The organism is Pseudomonas alkylphenolica, assembly GCF_016009175.1.
Lineage (GTDB): Bacteria > Pseudomonadota > Gammaproteobacteria > Pseudomonadales > Pseudomonadaceae > Aquipseudomonas > Aquipseudomonas alkylphenolica_B.
Map to the genome: position 1 here is coordinate 163020 of NZ_JADUCM010000002.1, position 22022 is coordinate 185041.

General features: G+C 53.7%; 16 protein-coding genes. 7 read left to right on the forward strand and 9 right to left on the reverse strand.

Annotated elements, in window-relative coordinates; genetic code table 11:
- Positions 1-4 precede the first annotated feature (4 nt).
- Positions 5-1909 carry a diguanylate cyclase gene (locus I5S59_RS03020; RefSeq protein ID WP_197875338.1) on the reverse strand — a complete coding sequence of 635 codons (1905 nt, stop codon included), beginning with the start codon at positions 1907-1909 and terminating at the stop codon, positions 5-7.
- A 385-nt stretch (positions 1910-2294) separates the two neighbouring features.
- On the opposite strand from I5S59_RS03020, the gene I5S59_RS03025 reads away from it, so the two are divergent.
- Entirely contained in the window at positions 2295-3233 is a 939-nt protein-coding gene (locus I5S59_RS03025) for an autotransporter domain-containing protein (protein ID WP_232239550.1), read from the forward strand.
- A gap of 56 nt (positions 3234-3289) precedes the next feature.
- On the opposite strand, the gene I5S59_RS03030 is transcribed toward I5S59_RS03025, so the two are convergent.
- Positions 3290-4345 (reverse strand): c-type cytochrome, encoded by a 1056-nt coding sequence (locus I5S59_RS03030; protein WP_197875339.1) that lies wholly within the window; start codon positions 4343-4345, stop codon positions 3290-3292.
- 10 nt (positions 4346-4355) lie between these two features.
- On the reverse strand, positions 4356-4961 hold the full coding sequence (locus tag I5S59_RS03035) for a c-type cytochrome (RefSeq protein ID WP_232239551.1): 606 nt from the start codon (positions 4959-4961) through the stop codon (positions 4356-4358).
- 381 nt (positions 4962-5342) lie between these two features.
- Between I5S59_RS03035 and I5S59_RS03040 the strand changes: the two genes are divergently transcribed.
- From I5S59_RS03040 to I5S59_RS03055, 4 genes are all read left to right on the forward strand, one after another.
- Positions 5343-6614, forward strand: a complete 1272-nt coding sequence (locus I5S59_RS03040; RefSeq protein ID WP_197875559.1) for an OmpP1/FadL family transporter — start codon at positions 5343-5345, stop codon at positions 6612-6614.
- Positions 6615-6672: 58 nt separating this feature from the next.
- Positions 6673-7341: a DUF3313 domain-containing protein gene (locus I5S59_RS03045; RefSeq protein WP_197875340.1), complete on the forward strand. Its 669-nt coding sequence runs from the start codon at positions 6673-6675 to the stop codon at positions 7339-7341.
- 121 nt (positions 7342-7462) lie between these two features.
- Positions 7463-9484 carry an alkyl/aryl-sulfatase gene (locus I5S59_RS03050; protein WP_128325714.1) on the forward strand — a complete coding sequence of 674 codons (2022 nt, stop codon included), beginning with the start codon at positions 7463-7465 and terminating at the stop codon, positions 9482-9484.
- A 154-nt stretch (positions 9485-9638) separates the two neighbouring features.
- On the forward strand, positions 9639-10151 hold the full coding sequence (locus I5S59_RS03055) for a hypothetical protein (protein WP_197875341.1): 513 nt from the start codon (positions 9639-9641) through the stop codon (positions 10149-10151).
- A gap of 268 nt (positions 10152-10419) precedes the next feature.
- Here the strand turns inward: I5S59_RS03055 and I5S59_RS03060 are convergent, their stop codons facing one another.
- The 3 genes from I5S59_RS03060 to I5S59_RS03070 all read right to left on the reverse strand — a co-directional run bounded on the left by I5S59_RS03060 (position 10420) and on the right by I5S59_RS03070 (position 14716).
- On the reverse strand, positions 10420-11751 hold the full coding sequence (locus I5S59_RS03060) for a transposase (protein ID WP_197875342.1): 1332 nt from the start codon (positions 11749-11751) through the stop codon (positions 10420-10422).
- The gene (locus tag I5S59_RS26410; protein WP_232239552.1) at positions 11748-13649 is read right to left on the reverse strand and encodes a transposase; all 1902 of its coding nucleotides are present in this window, start codon (positions 13647-13649) and stop codon (positions 11748-11750) included. The genes I5S59_RS03060 and I5S59_RS26410 overlap by 4 nt, the downstream gene beginning before the upstream one ends.
- A gap of 104 nt (positions 13650-13753) precedes the next feature.
- Positions 13754-14716 (reverse strand): hypothetical protein, encoded by a 963-nt coding sequence (locus I5S59_RS03070; protein WP_232239553.1) that lies wholly within the window; start codon positions 14714-14716, stop codon positions 13754-13756.
- A gap of 634 nt (positions 14717-15350) precedes the next feature.
- Between I5S59_RS03070 and I5S59_RS03075 the strand changes: the two genes are divergently transcribed.
- On the forward strand, positions 15351-16985 hold the full coding sequence (locus I5S59_RS03075; RefSeq protein ID WP_197875343.1) for a TnsD family Tn7-like transposition protein: 1635 nt from the start codon (positions 15351-15353) through the stop codon (positions 16983-16985).
- A 27-nt stretch (positions 16986-17012) separates the two neighbouring features.
- Here the strand turns inward: I5S59_RS03075 and I5S59_RS03080 are convergent, their stop codons facing one another.
- On the reverse strand, positions 17013-17927 hold the full coding sequence (locus tag I5S59_RS03080) for a hypothetical protein (protein WP_197875344.1): 915 nt from the start codon (positions 17925-17927) through the stop codon (positions 17013-17015).
- A gap of 704 nt (positions 17928-18631) precedes the next feature.
- Here I5S59_RS03080 and I5S59_RS03085 point away from each other — a divergent pair.
- On the forward strand, positions 18632-19864 hold the full coding sequence (locus I5S59_RS03085; protein WP_197875345.1) for an acetamidase/formamidase family protein: 1233 nt from the start codon (positions 18632-18634) through the stop codon (positions 19862-19864).
- Positions 19865-19932: 68 nt separating this feature from the next.
- Here I5S59_RS03085 and I5S59_RS03090 read toward each other — a convergent pair whose 3' ends face one another.
- The gene (locus tag I5S59_RS03090; protein ID WP_197875346.1) at positions 19933-20649 is read right to left on the reverse strand and encodes a murein L,D-transpeptidase catalytic domain family protein; all 717 of its coding nucleotides are present in this window, start codon (positions 20647-20649) and stop codon (positions 19933-19935) included.
- 264 nt (positions 20650-20913) lie between these two features.
- Positions 20914-21948: a L,D-transpeptidase gene (locus I5S59_RS03095; RefSeq protein ID WP_197875347.1), complete on the reverse strand. Its 1035-nt coding sequence runs from the start codon at positions 21946-21948 to the stop codon at positions 20914-20916.
- Between the last annotated feature and the right edge of the window lie 74 nt (positions 21949-22022).

The window sequence follows — 22022 nt, forward strand, 5'->3', positions numbered from 1 at the left end:
AAGATCAGCATTCAGCACTGAAAAGTACCACCTCGTTTCTGCCTCGCTGCTTGGCTTCGTACATGGCTTGATCAGCGGCCTTGATAAGGCTGTCGGAATCTTCCGCATGATGTGGGTACAGGGCGACGCCGATGCTGGGGGTCACAAAGTCAATCTGCACGGTATCGAGCACCACAGGTTGCCCCAGGGTAGTCCGTAGCCGTTGCGCCAGACTTAATGCATCCTCGACATCAGCAGACATGATTAAAGTGAACTCATCCCCCCCTAAACGATAAGCCTGATCAGGTTTGCGAACAGCGCTGCGCAACCGTTGTGCCATGTGGACGAGCAGCGCATCACCGACGTCGTGGCCAAAGCCGTCGTTAACCTGTTTGAAGCGGTCCAAATCTATGAACAGCAGCGCCAGAGGACCTGACGCCTCATTAAGCCTTTGATGCAAGTGTTCGTAAAAGGCCTTACGGTTGCCAAGACCCGTCAGGGCGTCCCTATATGCGATGTCGAGTAGCTGACTTTGGTATTCCACATGGCTGCTCACGTCATGGAGGATGCCGCGATAGCCGCAGACACAGCCCTTGGCATCGAGAATGGTCGATACCCGTGTTTCATAGTGACCTAAGCTGCCGTCTTTTCTGCGCAACTTCCCAGAAAACATCGGTGCACTGTTGTGTTCGAGATTTTTGAGGAGGGTGAGAAACTGCTCATGTGTGTACTCATCTTGCAAGCTCTGTACGTGCAACCCCACCAGGTATTCTGATTCATAGCCGAGATGCTCACTGAGCGCTCGGTTCACTGAGCGAATTTCGCCATGGATATCCAATTCGAAATAACCTTCCTGGATAGCATCAAGGATCGCCCGGTCCCGCGCTTCACTTTGTTCAAGACGTTCGAGGGTCTGATTTGCTTCATGAGCCAGGTAGCTCAATTCGTCTTGCCCACTTTCGCTCAAGCGTAATCCACTGGCGTCTGGGCCGATTCTGGCGAACTCATCGTGCATACGTGAAACACGTCGCAGCAGTAGGAATTCCAGGCCAATGTAGATCAGTAGCCACGCAAGCAGTGCTATGGCAGTCGAAATCGCCATAAATAGGTTAATTGCCTTGCGTCCTTCGTTGTAGAGACGGCGCTCACGGGTGAGTTCCAGCACCAACTGTGGATCATCAGCTCGTTGGCTGAATAACAAGGCTATTTGCTGCTGGTGATCACCAAGCAAACGCCGCGTGCTGATTGCCACCTGGCTGTTATCCAATACGCTTGAATTAGTTTGGGGCGCACTTTTAGCGACGTACTGATCAGAAGATAAGACCCGCAAAGTACCGTTGAGTTGAGATTGCAACTCGCTAGCCCGACTGGAGTTGAGCAAATGGCCGGCGATCAATAATCGGCGCGGTTCCCCCCCATGCGACGGTATTAAGACACTGGCTAGGATGATCGGGACACCTTCGACTACCACGAGCCCAACCTGGGACTCTTTTCCTTTTTTATGCGTGCCCAATTGCGCTGCTCGCCTGTGGACGCCTGCTCGAAAACTGGCGAAGTCGATCGACCCATTTGTTGGCAGCAGAGGCTGATTCAGAAGATCGACCGGAAGCCATTGCTCCGCCTGCAACCCACCTGCGGTGTCCAGTTGCAGCAAGAAACTGAAACTCAATTGACGAAGTGCTTCCGGGTCGATGGTTTGACTTCCAGGCTTATCGCTCATTCGCTCAGCGAAGCTCTGCAACCGGTCTAAATCAAGCGCGAAGATGCTGGTCATGAGGGCTTGAATACGCCGAGCTTCGTTGGCAAGCAACAAGTCATCCTCTTGATCAAGTCGATCAAGCATGATGGTTTGCGAGAGGATGTAGACGACCAACAGTACGAATGTCAGAGGAAGAACAAATAGCCAAAGCAGTTTTTTTCGAAGGGTCATGCAATTAGGTCCCATATAACTGGCAGTGACGCCCGTGAGAATTTGAACACGATGTACCTACACGTGCATGCCACGGCTGGGTGCCAAGGATCGAAAGCTGCTGGCCGATATCGACCCCATAAAGCCATGTTAGGCCGCCAGCGCTGTCGGGGATGTGGTGGTGGCTTTGCTAAAGGGCCGCCTTCAATCCGCGCCTACTGCCGATAAAGTACTGTCCAGCATCCGTGATGAACAGCAACACCAATCCCCCAAAATTCGACATGCCCCCGAATCCTCTTGCCTATACAAACAAGGCACAGCTTTGGTACTCCCCCTCGAACTGTCTACGCTTTCCTAACTCGCGTTGAATGTCAGCTGATGACAACAATGAGCCAGGAGACCACAGATGTCCAAATCGCGTTTTGCCGTGCAAATACTGGGTATATGCATGGCAGCCGGTGCAAATGCCGAAGACACCCTGCGCTTGCGGAACGTCAACCTGGAGGACCGGGCCAATGGAATGTTAGCCCTAATGTCATATGCCATGACCCCCGATCTCACCTCAAGCTCCCTGAGTATCAATGACAACAGCGCCGGCAACCCTAGCCTCACACTGACCCAGGCGGGTGGCGGTGCCACGTTAAGCAAGGAAACGCCGCTCTATCTGGAGGGCGCGCTTGCCTACAGCCGTTATGATCCGCGCTTTGTTGCAACGGATGGTGAACAAACCCAAACCATTCCAGTTAAATGGAACTCAATTTCCGCTACTGGTGGTGTGGGGTGGGATTTCTCGCTAACGGACGAATTGGCGCTACGTCCGATCTTCAACTTTGCAGCGGGCTATTTGACCAGCGATATCAATGCCGCACGCTTGTTCATCAACCGTCGTTTTGATCGTGATATAGAGTTTCTCGACAACGGTCATATGACTGCCGTAGGCCTGGGCGGTGCGCTGATGCTGGATCTTGAGCGCGTACGTCCCAATTACGAACTCGATGTCGAATTGCGTTACAGCTACATGAATCTGCAGAACGTCGGAGGAAAAAACGATATCGATGGGCAAGCTATTGCTGACTCCCTCAACCTTTACACGCGGTGGCGCGCACCCACCGGCTTGATAGCTTTGCAGCGTCCGCTTCGCTATGTGGTGGAGGTTTCTCACTCAGAATATTTGGGGGATCAACGTGGCGTGTTGGGGTTTGATCGACTTTCAACGATAGGGCTGGGCCTTGAATTGGATTCCAGCGCTTACAACGTCTTTGTCACCCGCACACGGCTTGTGGTCAGGCATGTGATGGGCGACCACGTTTCGGGAGTTTCGGTGGGATTGGCATGTAGCTTTTGAGCATACCAATCCACATTGACCGATGATTTAGCTATGAATGACCCGCCTTTGACCCACTAAGGTTGAATCCCGGACGGAAACGCCTGACTTCCTAGTGCTTTACCATCCACGGTCTTGCCGTAGTAGCCTTGATCCGCGCCATGGAATGCTTTTGCGGTACTGTTCAAGTCGCCATTGAAGCGTGGATCTTGTGGACGTTCGCGGCTGTTGATAAAGGCTGCTACATCCCATGCCTCCTGGACACTCAGTTGCACCCCTTTTCCTAGTGGCATGTTCTCGAAGATGAAAGTGGCGGCCGTATTGACGCGATGCATCCCCGCCCCCCAATTGTAAGACTGCGCTCCCCACAGCGCCGGGAGCACAGGCACGTCAGCCATTTCGCGTCCCTGACCCTGATCTCCATGGCATACCGCACAGTATTGGCTGTAGACCTGTTGGCCACGTGACGGCGAGGCGTCCTCGGGTGGCTGCGCCAAGGTAGCGAATGCGCGGCCCGGCATGTGTTCGCGCCCGGTCATCTTGACGCGACCAGCCAATGGCCCGGGCAAGACAAAAGCCTCATCGTTTCCGCCGAGCTGCAGTTGTTTATCGTCAAGCTCTGGCACCGGCTTATCTTGCATGCCAAACATATCCAGCAAGCCGCCCATCAGCAGCCAATACGAATAGGCAGACATGGCAACCAACTCCGGTGAGTCCAGGGCTGGCGCCTTTCCATTCATCGAGTAGTTGAAACAACCTTGGATGCGCTCGGCAAAGTTGTTCACTCGATTATCTTTTTTGCGAAACGCGGGGTAAGCCAGGTAAGCGGCCCACATGGGCGCGGCGTAGGCTTTGGTACCGGCGTCCAAGTGGCAGTTGGTGCAATTGAGGGTGTTGCCCACATAGCGCCCTTTGAGTTGCTGGGTATTAACGAACAGCTCATAACCTTTGCGTACTTTGTCACCAAAGGCACCACTCGGGATACGTGATAGGTCACGGGGCGTGAAGTAGTGCTCGTCAGCTGCCTTGGGCTGCGTGGCGATCTCTTCTTGCATGTCCGGATAGACCGCCTGCGCCAGGTTCGGTAGTGCGCACCAGAGCAATATCATCGGCCAGATTCTGTTCGATCTCATGTCTGCTTCCTCACTGAATCGCAGCCAAGTAACGGCCAAGCGCCTGGATATCTTCTGCACTCAGTCGTTTTGCGATAGCGGCCATCATGTTGCCGGGGTCGCCTTTGCGCTCACCTTTCTGCCAAGCCAGCAACTGCGCACTGACATAATCCGCCTGCTGGCCGGCCAAGCGTGGGAAAGGCCCGCCCCCTACGGCCGACGGACCGTGGCAGCTGTAACAAGCGGGAATCCCTCGCGTTATGTCGCCTTGATAATAAAGTCGCTCAGCTGCAGACCCGGCTTGAAGCTGGCCGCGCACGTGCAGCTCAGGCAGTTTGCCTTGGGACGCAAAATAGGTAGCGACGGGTCTGCGCAATTGCAGGTCGGTATAAGCTTGCGCCATCGGTGTCATCAGCGGATTGCTGCGTTGTCCGGAAATGAAGTGGTCGATCTGAGCCTCGATGTACTGCGTCGACAATCCGGCAAGCATGGGGCCCTGGGTGGTGCCCTGACCACGCTCCCCATGGCAAGCGAAACAAGGCTGCGCTTCACGTGGAGCTTGTTCCTGTGCCCAAACCATGCCTGCGAGCCCCGCGTCCAGCACCATTAGCGCTGCGGCCATTCTCACACTGCGCATCGAGCACCTCCCAGATCATCCATTCGATCAAGACTGCCAATAGCATAGGCGAGTAATCCGGAGCGGCTAGCCACTGCGCAGGGCTGGTTACTCGTTAAATTTTTGTCTGCAAATTAGGTCCGGAGACGATCTATCAAACTCCGAATTGCTGTCATGAAATGAGAAATGAAACGCATATTCCTCACACAAAAGTGGAACTCACCGCGATAGCTACTAGGCTGTTTTTAGTCATAGCCGGGCTGGGCGCACCTTTACACGGCTGTTCTTGAGTATTTCGAGACGATACCTAAAACCATTGGGCGCCCATGAACTGGAAGTTCTGTGATTTTTACACTTAGCAGGGGATGCTTGATGGGTAACATTTGTGCACGAACCGCGCGGATGTGGTGTGCGGCCATTTTCAGCTCAGGGCTTGGGCTGTTAAGTCCTGACTCGAACGCCGGTGGTCTCTTCATCTACGAAGCCGGCCAGGAAGGCGCCGGACTAGCTAATGCGGGCTCTGCCGCACTCGCAACCGATCCCAGTGTACTAATGAGCAACCCAGCTGGAATTACCGAACTCAAGGGCACACAGGTCAGTGCCAATGCCCAGGTGATCCTCGGCCACATGCGTTTTTCTCGTGACGACAGCAACCAGTTCGACGGCAACGAGGGCGGTAATGCCCTACAGTGGCTGCCGGGCGCGAGCTTGTTCATCAGCCACCAGATCGACGATCGTTCGGCCGTCGGCTTTGGCATGTACGGTAACTTTGGCCTGGCGCTGAACTACGACGATGACTGGGCTGGCCGTTACTTCAGCCAAGAGACAGCCGTTATCGGGGTTTCCTTTCAGCCAACCATCGCCCATCAGTTCACCGACCAACTTTCAGTCGGTATCGGCCCACGTATTCTCTACGGTTATTACCGAACTGAAGTGGCCATCAACAACAACTTGCTCGGTCTGCGTGATAGTCCGGACGGGCAACTGGAATACAAAGACACTGATGTAGGCACCGGGATCAACCTCGGCTTGCTCTACAAGTTGGATGAGAGCACCAAAATAGGTTTGGCGTACACCAGCAAGGTGAAGTTGGAGTTTGAAGATAGCCCTGACGTACGCAAAGTCAGCAACCCGATCATCAATGCCGCTCTGCGTCGACTGGATGCCGACTCGTTGGAGCTGGACATGAATGTCCCCCAGACTGTGCTGCTTAGCGTGGCACATCAGCTCGACCCGCAATGGAAGCTACTAGGCAGCCTGGGCTGGCAAGACTGGAGCGACTTCGGCGAGATAGGCGTGGAAGTGGATGCCAATGCCGGCGGCGTAGATCGCACCATTGACCGCCAGTACAAAGACACTTGGCATGCATCGATCGGTGCGCAGTATCAAGCCACTAAGCAAATTCGCTGGAGTATGGGTCTAGGCTACGACAGCTCTGCGGTAGACGACAAAGATCGCACCGTCGACAACCCCATGGGCGAAGCTTGGCGCTTCGCGACGGGGGTCAATTACCAGCTTGAAGAAGGTCTCGATCTGCACTTGGCTTATACCCTCGTGTGGTTGGGTGACATGGACGACGAACAGACTAAGTCGCGTTCGGGGACCACACTCTCCGGAACATACAAGGATGCCGCCCTACATATCGTAGGCGGCGGTGCGACTTGGCGCTTTTGACTCGGACCACCGTGTCACGACCTGAAGCTGAACTGAATTGACCACAAGGAGTTCCACCATGAAGTTGAAGCCGCTAGCGGTCGTATTGTGCCTGGCCACTGTAGGGATTACGGGGTGCACCAGCAAATACGTAGCGCCCGAGGAATACTCGGGCTTCCTCAAAAATTATCAAGCGCTCAAGGAAGAGAAGTCGCCCACTGGTGGGGCGGTGATGCGCTGGATCAAGCCGGGGGTGAACGCAAACCAGTTCACCAGCATCTATGTTGAACCAAGCCAGCTCTATCCAAAACCACAACCAACCGAGAAGGTGCCGCAAAAAACATTAAACGGCATCACCACTTACTACGATCAAGTGCTTCAAACACAGTTTGCCAAAGAGTTGCCGCTTGCCAGCGGCCCCGGCCCAAAAGTGCTGGTAGTACGTCCGGCAATCACTGCGGTAAGCGCCAAAACCAAAGGCCTGCAACCTTATGAAGTGATCCCAATTGCCCTGGTAGCCGCCGGTGTCAGCTATGCAACCGGTATCCGCGATCAGGACACCAGCCTCGCCACCGAAGCGGCTTTCATAGATGGCAGCAATAACGAAGTGGTCGCCCAAGTGGTACGAAAAGGCGCAGGCGCCGAGTTGGACAACTCCTCCCAAGTCATGACAGCCAACGATGCCAAAGCTGTACTCGATGGCTGGGCACGCGACATGGCGAAGTCTTTTGAGATGCTTAAGAAGTAGATATCTATTGCTGGCCGTCGCAGGCCGCCAATATCTACTTCAGGATGAATAGCACGTTGGAATGCATAACGCTGGAAGTTACCCCGATGGGTACAGCAAATTGATCAAGAAGGAGTTTGAAATGAAAGCGATTGCTCAAACCTCGTCCCTCAAAGCTGATGGTGCATCAGCGGGAATTTGGAAGCTCAGCACGTCGGTCCTGCTCGCCGCAGCCATTGCCGTGAGCACCCATGCCTGGGCTGCTGAATCGCCAAAACCCGCCACCGAGGCCACCAAAGCGGCCAACGATGCGCTGCTCAAAGAGCTGCCGTTCAACGACAAGACTTCGTTCGAACTGGCGCACAAAGGCTTCATCGCCCCGCTGCCGTCCGAGCCGGTCAAAGGCCCGAACGGCAACATGATCTGGGACCCGAACAAGTACGGTTTCATCAAGGAAGGTGAAACCGCACCGGCCACTACCAACCCCAGCTTGTGGCGCCAGTCGCAACTGATCAACATCTCTGGCCTGTTCGAAGTCACCGATGGTATCTACCAGGTGCGTAACTACGACCTGTCGAACGTGACCATAATCGAGGGCAAGAGCGGCCTCACCATCATCGACCCACTGATATCCACAGAGACCGCCAAGGCGGCACTCGACTTGTACTTCAAGCATCGGCCGAAAAAACCGGTAGTCGCAGTGATCTACACCCACAGCCATATCGACCACTACGGTGGTGTACGCGGTGTGGTGGACGAAAAGGACGTCAAGGCTGGCAAGGTCAAGATCTACGCGCCAAACGGCTTCTTGGAGCATGCAGTGGCTGAGAACGTCATGGCCGGCACCGCAATGAGCCGCCGCGCCAGCTACATGTACGGCAACCTTCTACCACCAAACGAAACCGGACAACTGGGCGCCGGTCTGGGTACGACCACGTCTACCGGTACCGTGACCCTGATTCCGCCGACTGACCTCATCGAAAAGACCGGCGAAACACACGTAATCGACGGACTGACCTACGAGTTCCTCTACGCGCCGGGTAGCGAGGCGCCGGCCGAAATGCTCATCTACATCAAGGAGAAGAAGGCCCTCAACGCGGCAGAGGACTCCACCCATACGCTGCACAATACCTACTCGCTGCGTGGTGCGAAGATTCGCGAGCCACTGCCTTGGTCCAAGTACCTCAATGAGTCCCTGAAGATGTGGGGCAATGAAGTCCAGGTCATGTATGCCCAGCACCACTGGCCGGTCTGGGGCAACAAGGAAGTCAAGGATCAGCTGTCGTCACAGCGCGACATGTACCGCTACATCAACGATGAAACCCTGCGTCTGGCCAACAAGGGGTACACCATGACCGAAATCGCCGAGCAGGTGAAACTGCCCAAGTCGATTGCCGACCGTTTCTCCAACCGTGGTTACTACGGCTCGCTGAACCACAACGTCAAGGCCACTTACGTGCTGCATTTGGGTTGGTATATCGGCAACCCGGCCACTTTGTGGGAGCTGCCGCCGGATGAACAGGCCAAGCGTTACGTCGACATGATGGGCGGCGCCGACGCCGTGCTGAAAAAAGCCAAGGAGTACTACGACAAGGGTGATTACCGCTGGGTAGCCGAGGTGGTCAACCATGTGGTGTTCGCCGATCCGAACAACCAGGCGGCGAAGAACCTGCAAGCCGACACGCTGGAGCAACTGGGCTACCAGGCCGAGAGCGGCCCGTGGCGCAACTTCTACCTGACCGGTGCGCAAGAGCTGCGCAATGGCGTGCAGAAGCTGCCTACACCGGACACCGCCAGCCCCGACACCGTCAAGGCGATGGACCTGGACCTGTTCTTCGACTTCCTGGCCATGCGACTGAAAGGGCCTGAGGTGGGCGACAAGCACATCACCCTGAACCTGGACTTCACTGACCTCAAGCAGAAGTACACGCTGGAGATGGTCAACGGTGTACTCAACCACACCGAGGGCGTGCAAGCGAAGGACGCCGACGCAACCATCACGCTAACCCGTGACACCTTGAACAACATTATGCTCAAGCAGACTACGCTGAAGGATGCTGTCAGCAAAGGCGACGTGAAGATCAACGGCAACGAGGGCAAGCTTGATGAGTTGATGAGCTACATGGACAACTTCGACCTCTGGTTCAATATTGTCACACCGTAACGCTCCTACTGATGCTTGATTGCATCACGGCAAGCCATTGGCACTGGGCCGGTGGCTTGCCGCTTTTTTATTCACTCAATGCAGCAACCCTGGGGTACTTAGACGAAGCTTGTCCTAGTGAAACCGTGCGAACTCTAATTTGAAGGTCAAAAATATGAGCACGCTGATACATAAAATCAAACATGAATTTATGAAAGTCCTTCCGCCGACCATCTTCTTTTTTATCATTTTGCACATTGTCGCCCTTATTCGAGGGCTGATGATCAAGGGGTCGGGAGTTGATCTACCCGTCTCGGCCTCGGTGCTGATTGCCTCCATGATCCTCGGCAAATCGGTGTTGGTCGCGGATATGCTGCCCTTCATCAACCGCTTTCCCGACAAACCCCTGATCTGGAATGTCACTTGGAAGACGCTCATGTATGCGGTGGTCGCGCTGGTTGTGCATTACCTGGAGCGGCTGTACGAGTACTGGAAAGAGGCACCCAGCCTCATTGATGCGAATTCGCTGCTGTGGTCGTCGATGAACTGGCCGCGTTTTTGGGCAATACAGATTCTGCTGGTTACATTGATTTTCATGTATTGCGTGATCGCGGAGCTGGCACGAGTCATTGGTCGTGATCGACTGAAGGTGATGTTCGTGGGCCCGCTTCCGCCAATGCAACGTTGAACCGACGTAAGCCTTTCGACTCATGTCGCCAATCAGCATCGGCAAAAACCTCTCTATTCAGCCAACGCACGAAGGGCACGGGAATAAGGGAAAGAATTCTTTCTCTTAACCGTCTCTGGATTCCACCCAATGCTGCAGGCGTTCTTAATTGCTAACTCAGCGATGTAAACCTGTTTTTTCCACTGTAAACCACCCTAGTTAACAGTGAAAAAAATAGGTTTACAGGCACGCAATCATTGGGCCAGGGACGGAAATCTTCGCTACACCATCACCTAGGTTTGGGGTCCTTATCGTCCTCCATCCAAGCATAGAAAGCTTTGGCCTGATCCTCCTCAGAGAGCTCCTCAACCGAAGGCCGCCGCGGGCGGGCATTCGGCTTCTGCAGAGCATTCGCTAAGGCATCAAGTTGCTTTTTTACAGATCGTTCTGATGCAGTGAGCGATGAGTTGAAAACCTTCTGGGTGACTCGCTCCTGCCGTTCAGCTCGCGCAAACTTCACGACGTTGGACGTGAACGCGGTTGGCAGATCAAACGGACAACGCAGGTCTAGATGCTGTTTGGACACCCGGCCACCCAGAGCCAATTTTTGAAGGTGTTCGACTTGTTTGGCACTGGACGTGTACGCCGCTGAGCGATAAGCCTGGCCGATATCTTGAAGGGACGCTGCATGACGGCCTGCACTGCGGCACTCAATGTACGCCTGCTTCAACAACTCCACCGCCAGACGCTTGATACCGAAGGTGTAACGGTAAATTTCCCGTGCCAAATCACCCTGATTACGGCAAATCGCGCCATTGCCCACACGAACACATTCATCGATGAAAGCTTTCCAGTCGGAACTACCAGGCTCATCGGGCAGCATGATTCTTGGGTCGGTCAGCAAGCGCTGTTGATCCTCACTGTTCCTCTCAAACAGCTTATGGCCCAAGCTGTAGTTGCATACGTAGACCATTGGCGGACCGATACCAGCCATGCTCAAGAGGATATCTGTAACCTTCGCTGCACCAAGCCCCTTTTGGATGTACTGCATTTCATCCAGGATGACTAACGACACCCCATCACGATTCGCCCTACGTCGGCATTCAATCAGCAGCTCAGCAACGGTCAGTCGTGACAGAGGCACCTCAACGAACTCTCGAAGAAGGGCCTTAGCATTGGTGGTACCACGGGCGCTTGCGTACCAATGCGACCGCAACGGTAGATCACCCTGGAAGTGATCGCAGGACAGATCCACGGGGCCCGGCAAAACCTTGCGCAGCGCAGCAATCGTCTGGCTCTTCCCAACCCCAGCAAGTCCTGTAAAACACACCGGCACAGCATCCACTGCAGGTGCTTCATAGAGCCCTCGAGCGTACTCGCTCTCACAAGAGAACAATGCTCGCGCATGCAGCGCTGCGCGCCCCACCATCTCCTGGATGAACTCAATCGTGAATGCGTTGGGAATGAAAGACTCACGCAAGGCTTGAGACAGCACCTCTGCCGCCAACCTGGGTTCGATTTCGTACAGACTTTCCAATGGCTCAGGGCGACGCGTGATGATCTGGCGGACCTGATCAGCCGTTTGGCAGCCGTCGAACCAGCTCGCAATGGCCTCATTCATTTGGCTTTACCTCGGAATCGATCATAATCATCTGCATCTCGCTGCGCCGATGCCGATTTAGGTGGCCGACCAATTCGTCTCACGCCACCCTTACACTCTTCACCGGTATCTTCTTTGAATCTATCATCGTGAAATTGATGAATTGCCGGTATCTCATTACGAAGCGCAGTTTGAGATTTTCGCCTTAAGGCATCTAGTGACTGCAGATCACGCAATGATATGTCACGATCACCCTCAACGGTCCTTTGCGTTGATACAAAGTCCAGTTCGAAAAGAGTGCCTCCTACCTCAATCCATATATGCCGAACACACATAGTCAGTACGTATACGTCAACTTCAATGACACCGCTTCTAGCAACTCGATCAAATATCCCGGTGTTAATCAAATCAACCGACCTATACTTGCGCCCGTACAAATAGACTGCGTCTTGACGTACAACGGCCGGGTGCACAGACAGGAAGCTCTTTATGGCGACCTCTTGCTGCATCCCGATTGCAGAATTACGGAAGCGGCTGTCCCAGTAATTCCAGATACCTAGCGGGGTGGGCTTTATTCCGCACCAATACATTTCGGTTTCCATGCGGCCACTTGCGTCAGACGACCGGTTGTCTTTCAGGACTTGGTGAATCTCCCTACGAGCCATTTGGACAAAATTCAGTCTGCTATGGACATAGGTGGGTTGATCGAGGTCGGATTTTGCTCGCGGGTGCGATGACTCAACCGTAGCTTTAGACTGGCCAGAGAAAACCGGCGTATTTTCAAGGGTGCCTAGCCAATGGATCTCAGGCTCCGTGTCCAGGGCTGCTGCAGGACCTCGATCAAATACCAGCCCACCTGCCAAGCCTTCGCAGGGCCACCACTCCGGTTTGATGGTTACCCCGAAAAGCCCACAAAACCATACTTTGTCTACAGCCATGGAAAACAGACACATCCGATAAGCTTCTTTGGTTTCTTTACCCTCGGCAAATCCAATACCAACCACCATTCCGGACAATCCACACACGGCACGAACGACGCAAAATCCATCAACGGGGCTACCCTCTGTCAGGCCGGAAAGTTTCTCAACTACGTAGTAACCATCAAACTCGACACTTTGATTTAGATTCGTCAATCTTTCTGAGAAACTTCCCAAACTGCCGCTCTGGTCGCGGGTCTTTTGTTTACCTTTTACGCCAATAGATTTTTCTTTAGCACTAACTTGTTTATCGATGCAATACCGCACTTGATCAAAGGTTGGAAATGGGTGCCCTTTACGATTGACGAAAAATGTTGCGCCATTTCGTTCAACGGAAACGCAACCAAATTCCTCTGTAAGAATTTTTCGGTAAACTTGGCTATGAGTTTTGTCAGCGGAACGGAATCTAAGATACGCAGCAAGGATTCTGTCCCTCATGGCGCTATCGGCCCGGTAACCCCACTCTTTGCCATTGGGTGATGGCCGACCCAGCCTGCGCAATTTCCCCGGCCCCTCCCTGTCCCACCTACCGATGCGGTGCAGGGGAGGCATGAGAGCCCACTTGTTTTGTCCAAAAGTAATGTAGGTGTAGAACCACAACCTCAAGCGAGCTGCATTTTGCTGAGGCGACTGGCTTTTGGCGTGAGCGTTGATTACAGCGTCCGGATCGTCACTGGCTAGAACCTCCTGGAGACGAACCATCAGGTCTGAGATAGCCAGAAAACGGCGGTTGACCTTTTGGTCGTAGGTTTCCTTGGCAGAAACCCGCTTTGTTTCACGCTCTGAAATTGCAATCCCCTTAATCGGTTCAAGCCATGGCGGGAATTTGTCCGTCTCCCCTGAAGCCAGCAGCGCACCCGCTTCGAGCGCTTCTTCGAACTCGAACCTTGTGAGGGTGATCAAGGTGGTGCGCACGTCTTTCCCTAGATCGCTGAACTCCACCAAGCGCACCCGGTTGTGGACCGCATCACTGTTCAGGAAATGGTAATAGTGACCTTTGACAAGGCTCCGATAACCTTCTGGGGCAAATAACCTAGCGCCCGTGATCACAGCTCAATCTCCAAGAAAAATTTGCCGTAGGCTGCAAGCAGATCACCACCATCGGTATCGAGAGGATGGTCGATCAGAATCGGCTTGAAGAAATTTACTGGCAGCTTTCTATCCCAGATGTCTTGGTAGATCCTCGCAATAAACTGGTCACGTTTACCCCATCGGGCTGCATACCGGTAAATGATGGGGTGGATCAAGGCTCCAGCATCCACAGCGTCCTCAATCTCTGCGCTAAACTCCCCGAGCAGCTCGGGTTCGAGGGTCAGCGGCAAGCCATGCATCGGAAAAAGCAGATCGAGATTGCCCACGACGATCGGGTCCAGACGATCCAAAGACATTTGAACGGTCCTGATACCGCCGCTTGCATAATGCAGTTGCTCTAGGGCTGTGCGCAGCTCAGCGTGATCACGGTCCTTTTTTTGCTGGTTAGGGGTCTTGGCTGCTGAGTAGCGCCTCTCGCGGAAGGCGTGAGCTTGATCCTTCACTGTCCAATTGACCGCGTAGGGTCTCCCATCTGAACCCATCAAATACAGTAAAAGGTCCCCCTGATAGGGAAAGGGCATTCTCTGTCGGCTACCAGCATTAGTGGTAATCACCACTTGGTGATGCTTGAAGCCAATTTGCTTGGCGATTTCCATCGTCCCAGTGACAGGATGAGGAAAATGTCCTTTGGTGAGTGGATGCCCGTGCAAAGGATGCGGGGCGTGATATGGCCACAGCATCTTCTGCTCGTGAATGTCGAGCAGTTGAGGATGGAAGAGCGCGAGCTGGGTGAACACCGCTTCTGGAGTGGACAGCGAGTGAATCGCACGGCCGAGCTTCCGGCTATTCATTCTGCTGATACGAGAGCCCTTAGGGGCTTCTCGTGGAACCGCTAAAACCGATGGCGTGTAGATATCGCCCCACGCGAAGTGAGCTTGTCGGCTCCTGATGAGGGCAAATCTCTCCTGCAAAGTCATCAATACAGTCCAATGTCTACGGACCCAAGATTGTCATCCAGCCTGGGGATAATTTGCTGGATGCCCCTGTAGCCCTTGCTTCCCGGGCAGGCCCAAGAGTGCCGGGTTGTGGATAACGCTCACCTTCTTGTGGATGAACGAAGTCCTGCAGGACTTGACGTCCCGCATGTTCGGAATAGACAATGGAAAGGTCAGGTCGCTAAATTCTGACTTATCCACAGAGGCCCAAGGTCGCACTTGGGCCTTTGTCTATCTGATTTCTAGCGTTATTCAACTAGTCAGATTTCATTCAATACTTCCTTATTATTAATACGTGTTAAGAATCTAGTACGCAGTTAGTCAGGCATCTGCAATGGGTGGCGCTGGATACACACGGCTCTGTGTGCACATTTTAAAGCGCTTAGCTCAGCAGGATATGTTACCGCCGTGGTTAACTGGGTGACAACTGAAAAGTCACCCCTCTCTGGTCGGAACTGGCTTCAAAATTGTCCAGCTCGTGTCATTATCAAGAGCAACCGTGCGCATCATACCCATCAAAGGCTATATATCATCACTCCCTTATCTCGACTGATAATTTAAGGGATTAGCCCTAACCAAATAAAATATTGAAAACGGCAAGCGTTTGGTGACGGAAATGGCTGATTCTGCAAATGCATCGGTCCCTATCGTTCGATGGCTGCCAGATGAAACCTTTTTCAGCATTTGTTGTCGTCAGCACCGCTTCATGTGCCAAGTTACTACGGCTATCACTACTGCATGGTTATTTGGTGAGGGATCAAGTCGTATGCAGCATGACTTCCCAAGCAGACTGAACTCTTTGCCGCAAAAAGCCAAAGAGGTATGGGGCAGCCCATTTAACATCATTACAGAACATACGATATTGCCGTTGTTTTTTCATTTTCAATCTAAGGAAAGAATTGAAGACATCTTTGATACGGTTTCAAACAATTCTTTAGGCACCTTAAAATTTCGACTGGGTCTGGTGACCGGTCGCTTTGGCGCAGAGCATCCACTGAAAGCATGCCTCGAATGTTTAAAGGAAGACCGTATCAAGTATGGGGTCGCCTACTGGCACCTGTCCCATCAGTATCCAGGCGTCACGATATGCCCTAAACACGGAACTCTAATTGGGATTTGCTCAGCCAACCGGCAATGGTCGGACTCAGCGCTATGGGTGCTACCCACCGAAGACATAATAGCGAGCGTTGCAGAGCAACCCATATGTCCGACAGTGGAGCAAATTCTCAAGCGCTTAGGACACTCGGTGATTGAGTTAGCCAAGCTAGGCGTCTCTGTGCAGTTTCGTCCTGAAGATGTCACGGCTGCTTATAACGAAGCTATTCGTCGTCTCTCCGTAAACACAGAAGGATGCATTGATGTCGAAGCAGACCTAGCTTCGTTCGCTTTACAACTGCAACCGTATCTTCCACTGGCCTCGCTTCCGACGACTCCACGGAAAGCTGGAAATTTTATACAGAGTCTGACCCGCACACCGCGCGTTAACTCCCATCCGCTCAAACATTTGATTCTGATCACCTGTATCTTCGGCGAGTTTGCGCAGTTTTTGGGTGCGTTACACAGGTTCCAGTCTCTAGGTGATCAGGAGATCCCACTACATTCTCCAGACCACGGAAGACGAGCAGTAGACGATAAACCAGCACACGGATTTAAAGGTCAGGAAATCAGCGACAGGGTCTTCAAAAAACTGAAGCCTAAAAAACTGAAACCCCAGTTTCGGGAGCAGATCTTGGGTTGCTTGCGCAAAGGAGTGGAGAAAAATTCCATAGAGGAACGATATGGTATCTCGGTTTCTACGATAAACAGGATCCTGAGCTCTGATCCTCACCTGATGGCTGCTTGGAAAACTCAGCGCAGGGAGCTATTGCTACACGATCACCGTACGAAGTGGGTTAGCGGCATCGGCATGAATCCAGACGCAAGTCCGAAAATCCTGAGATTAATGCTCCCCAAGATCTATCAATGGCTATACCGGAACGATAATGATTGGTTGATGGCTCAAACAAAGCGGATGCCAAGTGGCCGCGTAGGCAACTATCAAAAAATTGATTGGAGTGCACGCGACCGGCAGCTATGCGAATCAATTGAATTAAGCATTCAAAAATCGAAAGCTTCGGGTACGAATTTTCCTGTTCGAGCTAGTCATATTTTCGCGTTGGTGCCGACACTGCATAGGTGCCTAGAGAAAAGAAATCGCTACCCAGAAGCACGAAAGCTATTAGAACGCATTATCCAATCGGCCAAGACTTAATATGCAATTGCAGCGACGCTCAGTAATCTATTCCCGGCAAGTGGTCGCATACCTACCATTACCATAATTACGCCATAGAGACTCAATAGGAATTAACTCTTTATCATAGTCCCGTAAATCAACAACAAACTCATCGAAAGCTTCATAGGAATAAATTATAATCTGCAGAATTTCTTCAGGGTGACATTCCAAATTTATCAAAAAAGTCTCGAAGCTTTTTACTTCAAAATTCCTTGAAATCCGATCTATAAGCTCAATCATGGATGTTTGTTCAGATTTCATCCGCTTCGCCGATTTTTTTAGGCTGCGCAACTTATCGGACAGAATGGCCGCTGCAGAATGGATTGAAATAGAGAATTGAAAAGCGCATAGAGCTTCAACGAAGCGAGCACGTTTGAGAGCATCTTCATCCAAGTTGATAACGCTCTCTGCGCTACCGAGGTGTCGCCCAGAACACTTTCTCCACATCACATCGAGATTGTGGCCTTTCGATGAGAAAGGTTGGTCGCAGTATGGGCAAGTGGACAGCAGCACCACGTTGTGCGTGGCACACACGCTCACATGATCAGGGAAATTTCGTCGCCAGTAGGAAAAACCCAAATTTTGCACGTCCTGTCTGACGCATTCCGGGCAGTAGGCGTGCAAGTCGGAATTAATAATCGCCATTCGGGGTTTGAGATACGCCGTTCGAGAATAGGTGACATCTCGGGTATCCCTGATAACAAACTGAAGGGGCAATTGGGTGTGTTCGTGCAGCAAGCGGTTGAAGCCATAGCAACCTTCCCACCCCATCGTTGAGGCGATCACCTTAACTGCTTGGTGAGTAATCTCCCCTTCAGAAAGCCAGCGTAATCTGTCTACCCTCCAATCCATAAAATTCACGAGCAAATTGCGGTCAACATATGAGCGCAGAGATTCATTAGGTTGGATACGCAACAGCATGGATGGGTTGGCCCCTCAGCGACTGATCCCGCGTCTTCGTTCAAGGGTTGCGATTGGGCAACCAACGCCAGATATCAGGTGTAAAAAAGGCACCCAAAGGTGCCTTTTCGGAAGGTTCGAGGAGTAGTCGCAGCGATCCTTTAACTCCCAGCCTTGCGACCTTGGGTTCAGAATCCGACCGGCTATGCCCGTCGTCACTACTTCAGAGAAACCAGCATTCTCTGCTGCCGAAGTTGCGGGGGACCTTGCTGGTACCCAGTCCCGACGGATGCGCAGTTGCAGTCCTCGACTACAAGCCTATACAGGGTGACACGCGTGTCAATTAGATTCTGAGGCGTAATTCCAAGCAGGGTGCATCACTGCACCCCGCCAGCCCGGATTGGTCCCGAACAGGATTACCTGCGACAGCTTTAATTCCCGTGCGACAGGTTTAATTCCCTAAATCCACATAACCGTCGCAACTACAAGGGAGCCTCTTTTTGGCTCCCTTTTTGTGTTCGGCATACAGATCAACGTGCCGATTCCACTTAGTCGTGCCTGCAAGTGCCTGGCCGGGAGGAGCCCCTGCATTTGAGGAAAGCTATTGCACCGTTTAGAGGCAGTTTCTGCTTCATTCCTGCGGTGCCGAGCCTGTAAACAGCCATTTTGTACGTTGGCGTGGATTTTGCGGTGGCTTCGCTGAGCTAAATCAACGAGGACGATTCATGCTTGCCAATCGCCGTTTCATTTCCTGCTTTCTTCCATTTGCCTTTCTCCCGCTGGCCGAAGTTGTTCAGGCAGACACACAGCCACCGTTTGCCATTCTGGAACAGCTCTCTGCAATACCGACCAAGTTGGAACAAGGTCAATATGCGGGGAATTACTATGTACCTTCCTCGCTGGAGAATGTCAGTTGGGGATACTTGCCAAATCGCACCGCGAAGCCGGTTTTGAGCATCCCCTCCGGAAGCGTGGTGACCTTTGACACATTGTCCCATGAAGGCCTCATGGAAGATCAGGGGCGGGATCCGGTCGCTTATTTCGGGGCGCACGGTGTCAAGCCAGGGCAGGTGTTGAAGGAAGCCATTGCCTTGACAGCCTCCGATCGTGCCCATGATTTCGCCAAGGATGGTCCCCACGTGGTTACGGGTCCAGTTGCCGTGGAAGGGGCGCAACCGGGCGATGTGCTCAAGGTTGAAATCCTGGCAGTTGAGCCACGGGTTCCTTATGGCGTTATTTCAAGTCGACACGGCTTTGGTGCGCTTCCGGGCGAATATCCCAAAACCCCAGCCCAGGCCAATGCGAGCGCCGAGCACCCGGAGCGCTACGGCAACCTATCGATCTTTACACCCATCGAGCAGGGCGAGGCGGGGTATGTCGGTACCCTGGATGGTGGCGCGGGCAAGAAGATACGATTTCCGCTGCACCCCTTCATGGGCATCATGGGCGTCGCGGCTAACACCGACCAGCCCGTACATTCTGTTCCCCCGGCCCATTATGGCGGCAATCTGGACGTGAATGATCTGGGAGCGGGCGCCACAGCCTACTACCCGGTAATGGTTCCCGGTGCCCTGTTTTACACCGGTGATAGCCACTTTGTTCAAGGGGATGGCGAGGTGGCGTTGACTGCGCTGGAAGGATCGGCGCGGGCAACCTTTCGCCTCACACTGCTGAAAAGCGGCGCCAAGCAGATTCCTGGCAAATCGATTTCCCAGCCGATGGGCGAAACAGATGACTTCTGGATCACCCTTGGGCTGGATGAGGATCTGGATGAGGCAATGAAGAAGTCCACGCGTGAAGCGATCCGCTTCCTCAAGGCGAAATATGGCATCGATGAAGCGGTTGCGTTCGCCTACCTGAGTGCCGCAACTGACTTTCAGGTCTCTCAGGTGGTCGATAGAACCAAGGGCATCAATTCAATGATCCGCAAGGCAGACTTCAGCGAGTTCGAGGACTAAGGCTGCAATGCCTAACCACAAAAAACCCCGTTTATCGGGGGTTTTTGTGGTTCTGCCGGTCCAGCAAGTTACTTGCTGGCCAGCGACTGATGGGCCAGCGGGCAGCTCTGGGCGCTGAGGTAGCGCGATTTTTTCAGCCAGTCCTGTTGCGGGTAGTAGGCGAAGACATAGCTGCCGCGTTGCAGCGTATCGATAAGCTTGCCGGCAATGGCCGGCCTCACGGCAGGGCAGCCCTGGCTGCGGCCCAGGCGGCCGAGGCCGGGAACGACCTTGGGATCGGCGTAGGCGGCGGCATGCATGACAATCGCACGCGACATGCTGTTGTCGTTGAACCCCGGCTCCAGCCCCTGCAAGCGCAGCGAACGGCCGTGCTTGCCGTTGTAGGTCTGGCCGGTTTCATACATACCGATCGAAGACTGGTAGCTGTTCGGCGTGTTGGAAAATGCGGTCGGTACATCGGCACCACTGTTCTTGCCGTGGGCAACCCATTCCTCGAACAACAGCTTCCGTGCGCGCAAGTCGAACACCCACAGGCGTTTGTCGCGCGAGGCCTTGGAGTAGTCGATTACTGTCAGCAGCTTGTCCTCATCGCTGTCACTGGCGCACTCGTAGGCGGTGAGTGCCAGGGTCAGGGTCGAGAGGCTGGCGCTTGGCGCCAATTGCTGCAGTTGGGCAGCGGTAGGCAGGGGCTGGGCGTAGGCAGTGTGCCAGGCACTCAGGAAAAACAGGCCAATACTGGCCGCTGAGAGCCGGAGGGCTCCCCGCAAGGGTTCGAACATCGACATGGAGTATCCTGTAAAAAACCTGTCTGCGATCGAGGGTGTGTCAGCCGTACGGCGTTAAACCGGGCGGCATTCGTCCCTTGCAAACTGCGCTGTGCGCCTACTGCTGCTTTGCCTAGCAGGGCGCCAGCTCGCTAAATCGTCAACAGGTGCTAAGTCCTAATGGTCGGTTTTGCTATGCGTTGTTATGGCACGTTTTCTAAGCGAAAAATCGGCTTGTTCAGAGCCAAAGCCCGCTACTTTGCTTGATTTCTACAGGATTGCCGATCATTTCTTGACCAATGGTTTGGTTTCTTCGCTGTCTTCGGTGCTGATCACAGTGAATTTTCCATTGCTGCGGGTATCCCGGGTGGAAGCCCAATCGGTGATCACCAGCATCGTGCCGACGTCCATTGCCGCGCGTAAATGACTGCGGAATTCCGCGCTCATGTTCAATTTGCCCAATTGCTCATAGGGCGTATCGCCATACTCCGGATTGCTCACACCCACCACCGACCAGCGCAATGGCTGCGCGGCGTCGAGTGCCATGGCGGAAGGTTTTTGCAGCAGGGAATACACCGCCATGCCACTGCGATGCCGACTGCTTTCAAGTGACAATGCCGGCGCCGAGCCAATCAGTTGGCCACCGCGAAACACGTAGGCGCGTAGATCGGCGCGACTGATCAGGATCGACAGCGGCCCCGATGTCGGGTCCGGATCGTTCCAGAACTGCTGGTTGTTGAGTACCAGTGGACCCTGGGCTTTGCCCTCGCTGACCGTAGGCGCCAGCACGCCAGGGTGGTTGACCTCCACCGGTGCACTGTGGGTATCGGAAACGATTACGGTGGTGGAACTGAAACCGGTGACTTCATACAGCTTTTTGGCAAAGGCCATTGGCAGGCGCACGCAACCATGAGAGGCGGGGTAGCCCGGCAGATGGCCGGCATGCAGGGCAATGCCGTCCCACGTCAGCCGCTCCATGTAGGGCATCGGCGCGCTGTTGTAGAGGCTGGATTTATGCTCGACCTTCTTCTGCAGAATGCTGAACACCCCGGTAGGGGTTTCCCGGCCAGGCTTGCCACTGCTCACCGTACTGACGCCAATGGCGATGCCGTTGCGATAGACGTAAGCCCGTTGCTCGGTGAGGCTGACCACCACGGTCACCGGTCCCACCGGCGAGACCTGCGGGTACCAGAGAAACTGGCCAGGCTTGAGGCTGTCGAGCTGGGTCCTGAGTTCGGCCGGAGTGGGCACCTGCAGCGGCGCCGCTTCGACCACGGCGGCGGCAAGTAACAGGCCCAGTGCGAGCGGTAGATGCATCATCGAATCAATCCTTTGATAACCTGCTGCCAGCTTAGTCGGAGCCTTTGCCATCGGGCAATGATTCAAGGTGCCGC

What these genes read in the sequence shown, in the direction of transcription:
- I5S59_RS03020 (WP_197875338.1), bottom strand. Translation starts at nt 1,909, where the DNA reads ATGACCCTTCGAAAAAAACTGCTTTGGCTATTTGTTCTTCCTCTGACA.
- I5S59_RS03025 (WP_232239550.1), top strand. Translation starts at nt 2,295, where the DNA reads ATGTCCAAATCGCGTTTTGCCGTGCAAATACTGGGTATATGCATGGCA.
- I5S59_RS03030 (WP_197875339.1), bottom strand. Translation starts at nt 4,345, where the DNA reads ATGAGATCGAACAGAATCTGGCCGATGATATTGCTCTGGTGCGCACTA.
- I5S59_RS03035 (WP_232239551.1), bottom strand. Translation starts at nt 4,961, where the DNA reads ATGCGCAGTGTGAGAATGGCCGCAGCGCTAATGGTGCTGGACGCGGGG.
- I5S59_RS03040 (WP_197875559.1), top strand. Translation starts at nt 5,343, where the DNA reads ATGTGGTGTGCGGCCATTTTCAGCTCAGGGCTTGGGCTGTTAAGTCCT.
- I5S59_RS03045 (WP_197875340.1), top strand. Translation starts at nt 6,673, where the DNA reads ATGAAGTTGAAGCCGCTAGCGGTCGTATTGTGCCTGGCCACTGTAGGG.
- I5S59_RS03050 (WP_128325714.1), top strand. Translation starts at nt 7,463, where the DNA reads ATGAAAGCGATTGCTCAAACCTCGTCCCTCAAAGCTGATGGTGCATCA.
- I5S59_RS03055 (WP_197875341.1), top strand. Translation starts at nt 9,639, where the DNA reads ATGAGCACGCTGATACATAAAATCAAACATGAATTTATGAAAGTCCTT.
- I5S59_RS03060 (WP_197875342.1), bottom strand. Translation starts at nt 11,751, where the DNA reads ATGAATGAGGCCATTGCGAGCTGGTTCGACGGCTGCCAAACGGCTGAT.
- I5S59_RS03070 (WP_232239553.1), bottom strand. Translation starts at nt 14,716, where the DNA reads ATGACTTTGCAGGAGAGATTTGCCCTCATCAGGAGCCGACAAGCTCAC.
- I5S59_RS03075 (WP_197875343.1), top strand. Translation starts at nt 15,351, where the DNA reads ATGGCTGATTCTGCAAATGCATCGGTCCCTATCGTTCGATGGCTGCCA.
- I5S59_RS03080 (WP_197875344.1), bottom strand. Translation starts at nt 17,927, where the DNA reads ATGCTGTTGCGTATCCAACCTAATGAATCTCTGCGCTCATATGTTGAC.
- I5S59_RS03085 (WP_197875345.1), top strand. Translation starts at nt 18,632, where the DNA reads ATGCTTGCCAATCGCCGTTTCATTTCCTGCTTTCTTCCATTTGCCTTT.
- I5S59_RS03090 (WP_197875346.1), bottom strand. Translation starts at nt 20,649, where the DNA reads ATGTCGATGTTCGAACCCTTGCGGGGAGCCCTCCGGCTCTCAGCGGCC.
- I5S59_RS03095 (WP_197875347.1), bottom strand. Translation starts at nt 21,948, where the DNA reads ATGATGCATCTACCGCTCGCACTGGGCCTGTTACTTGCCGCCGCCGTG.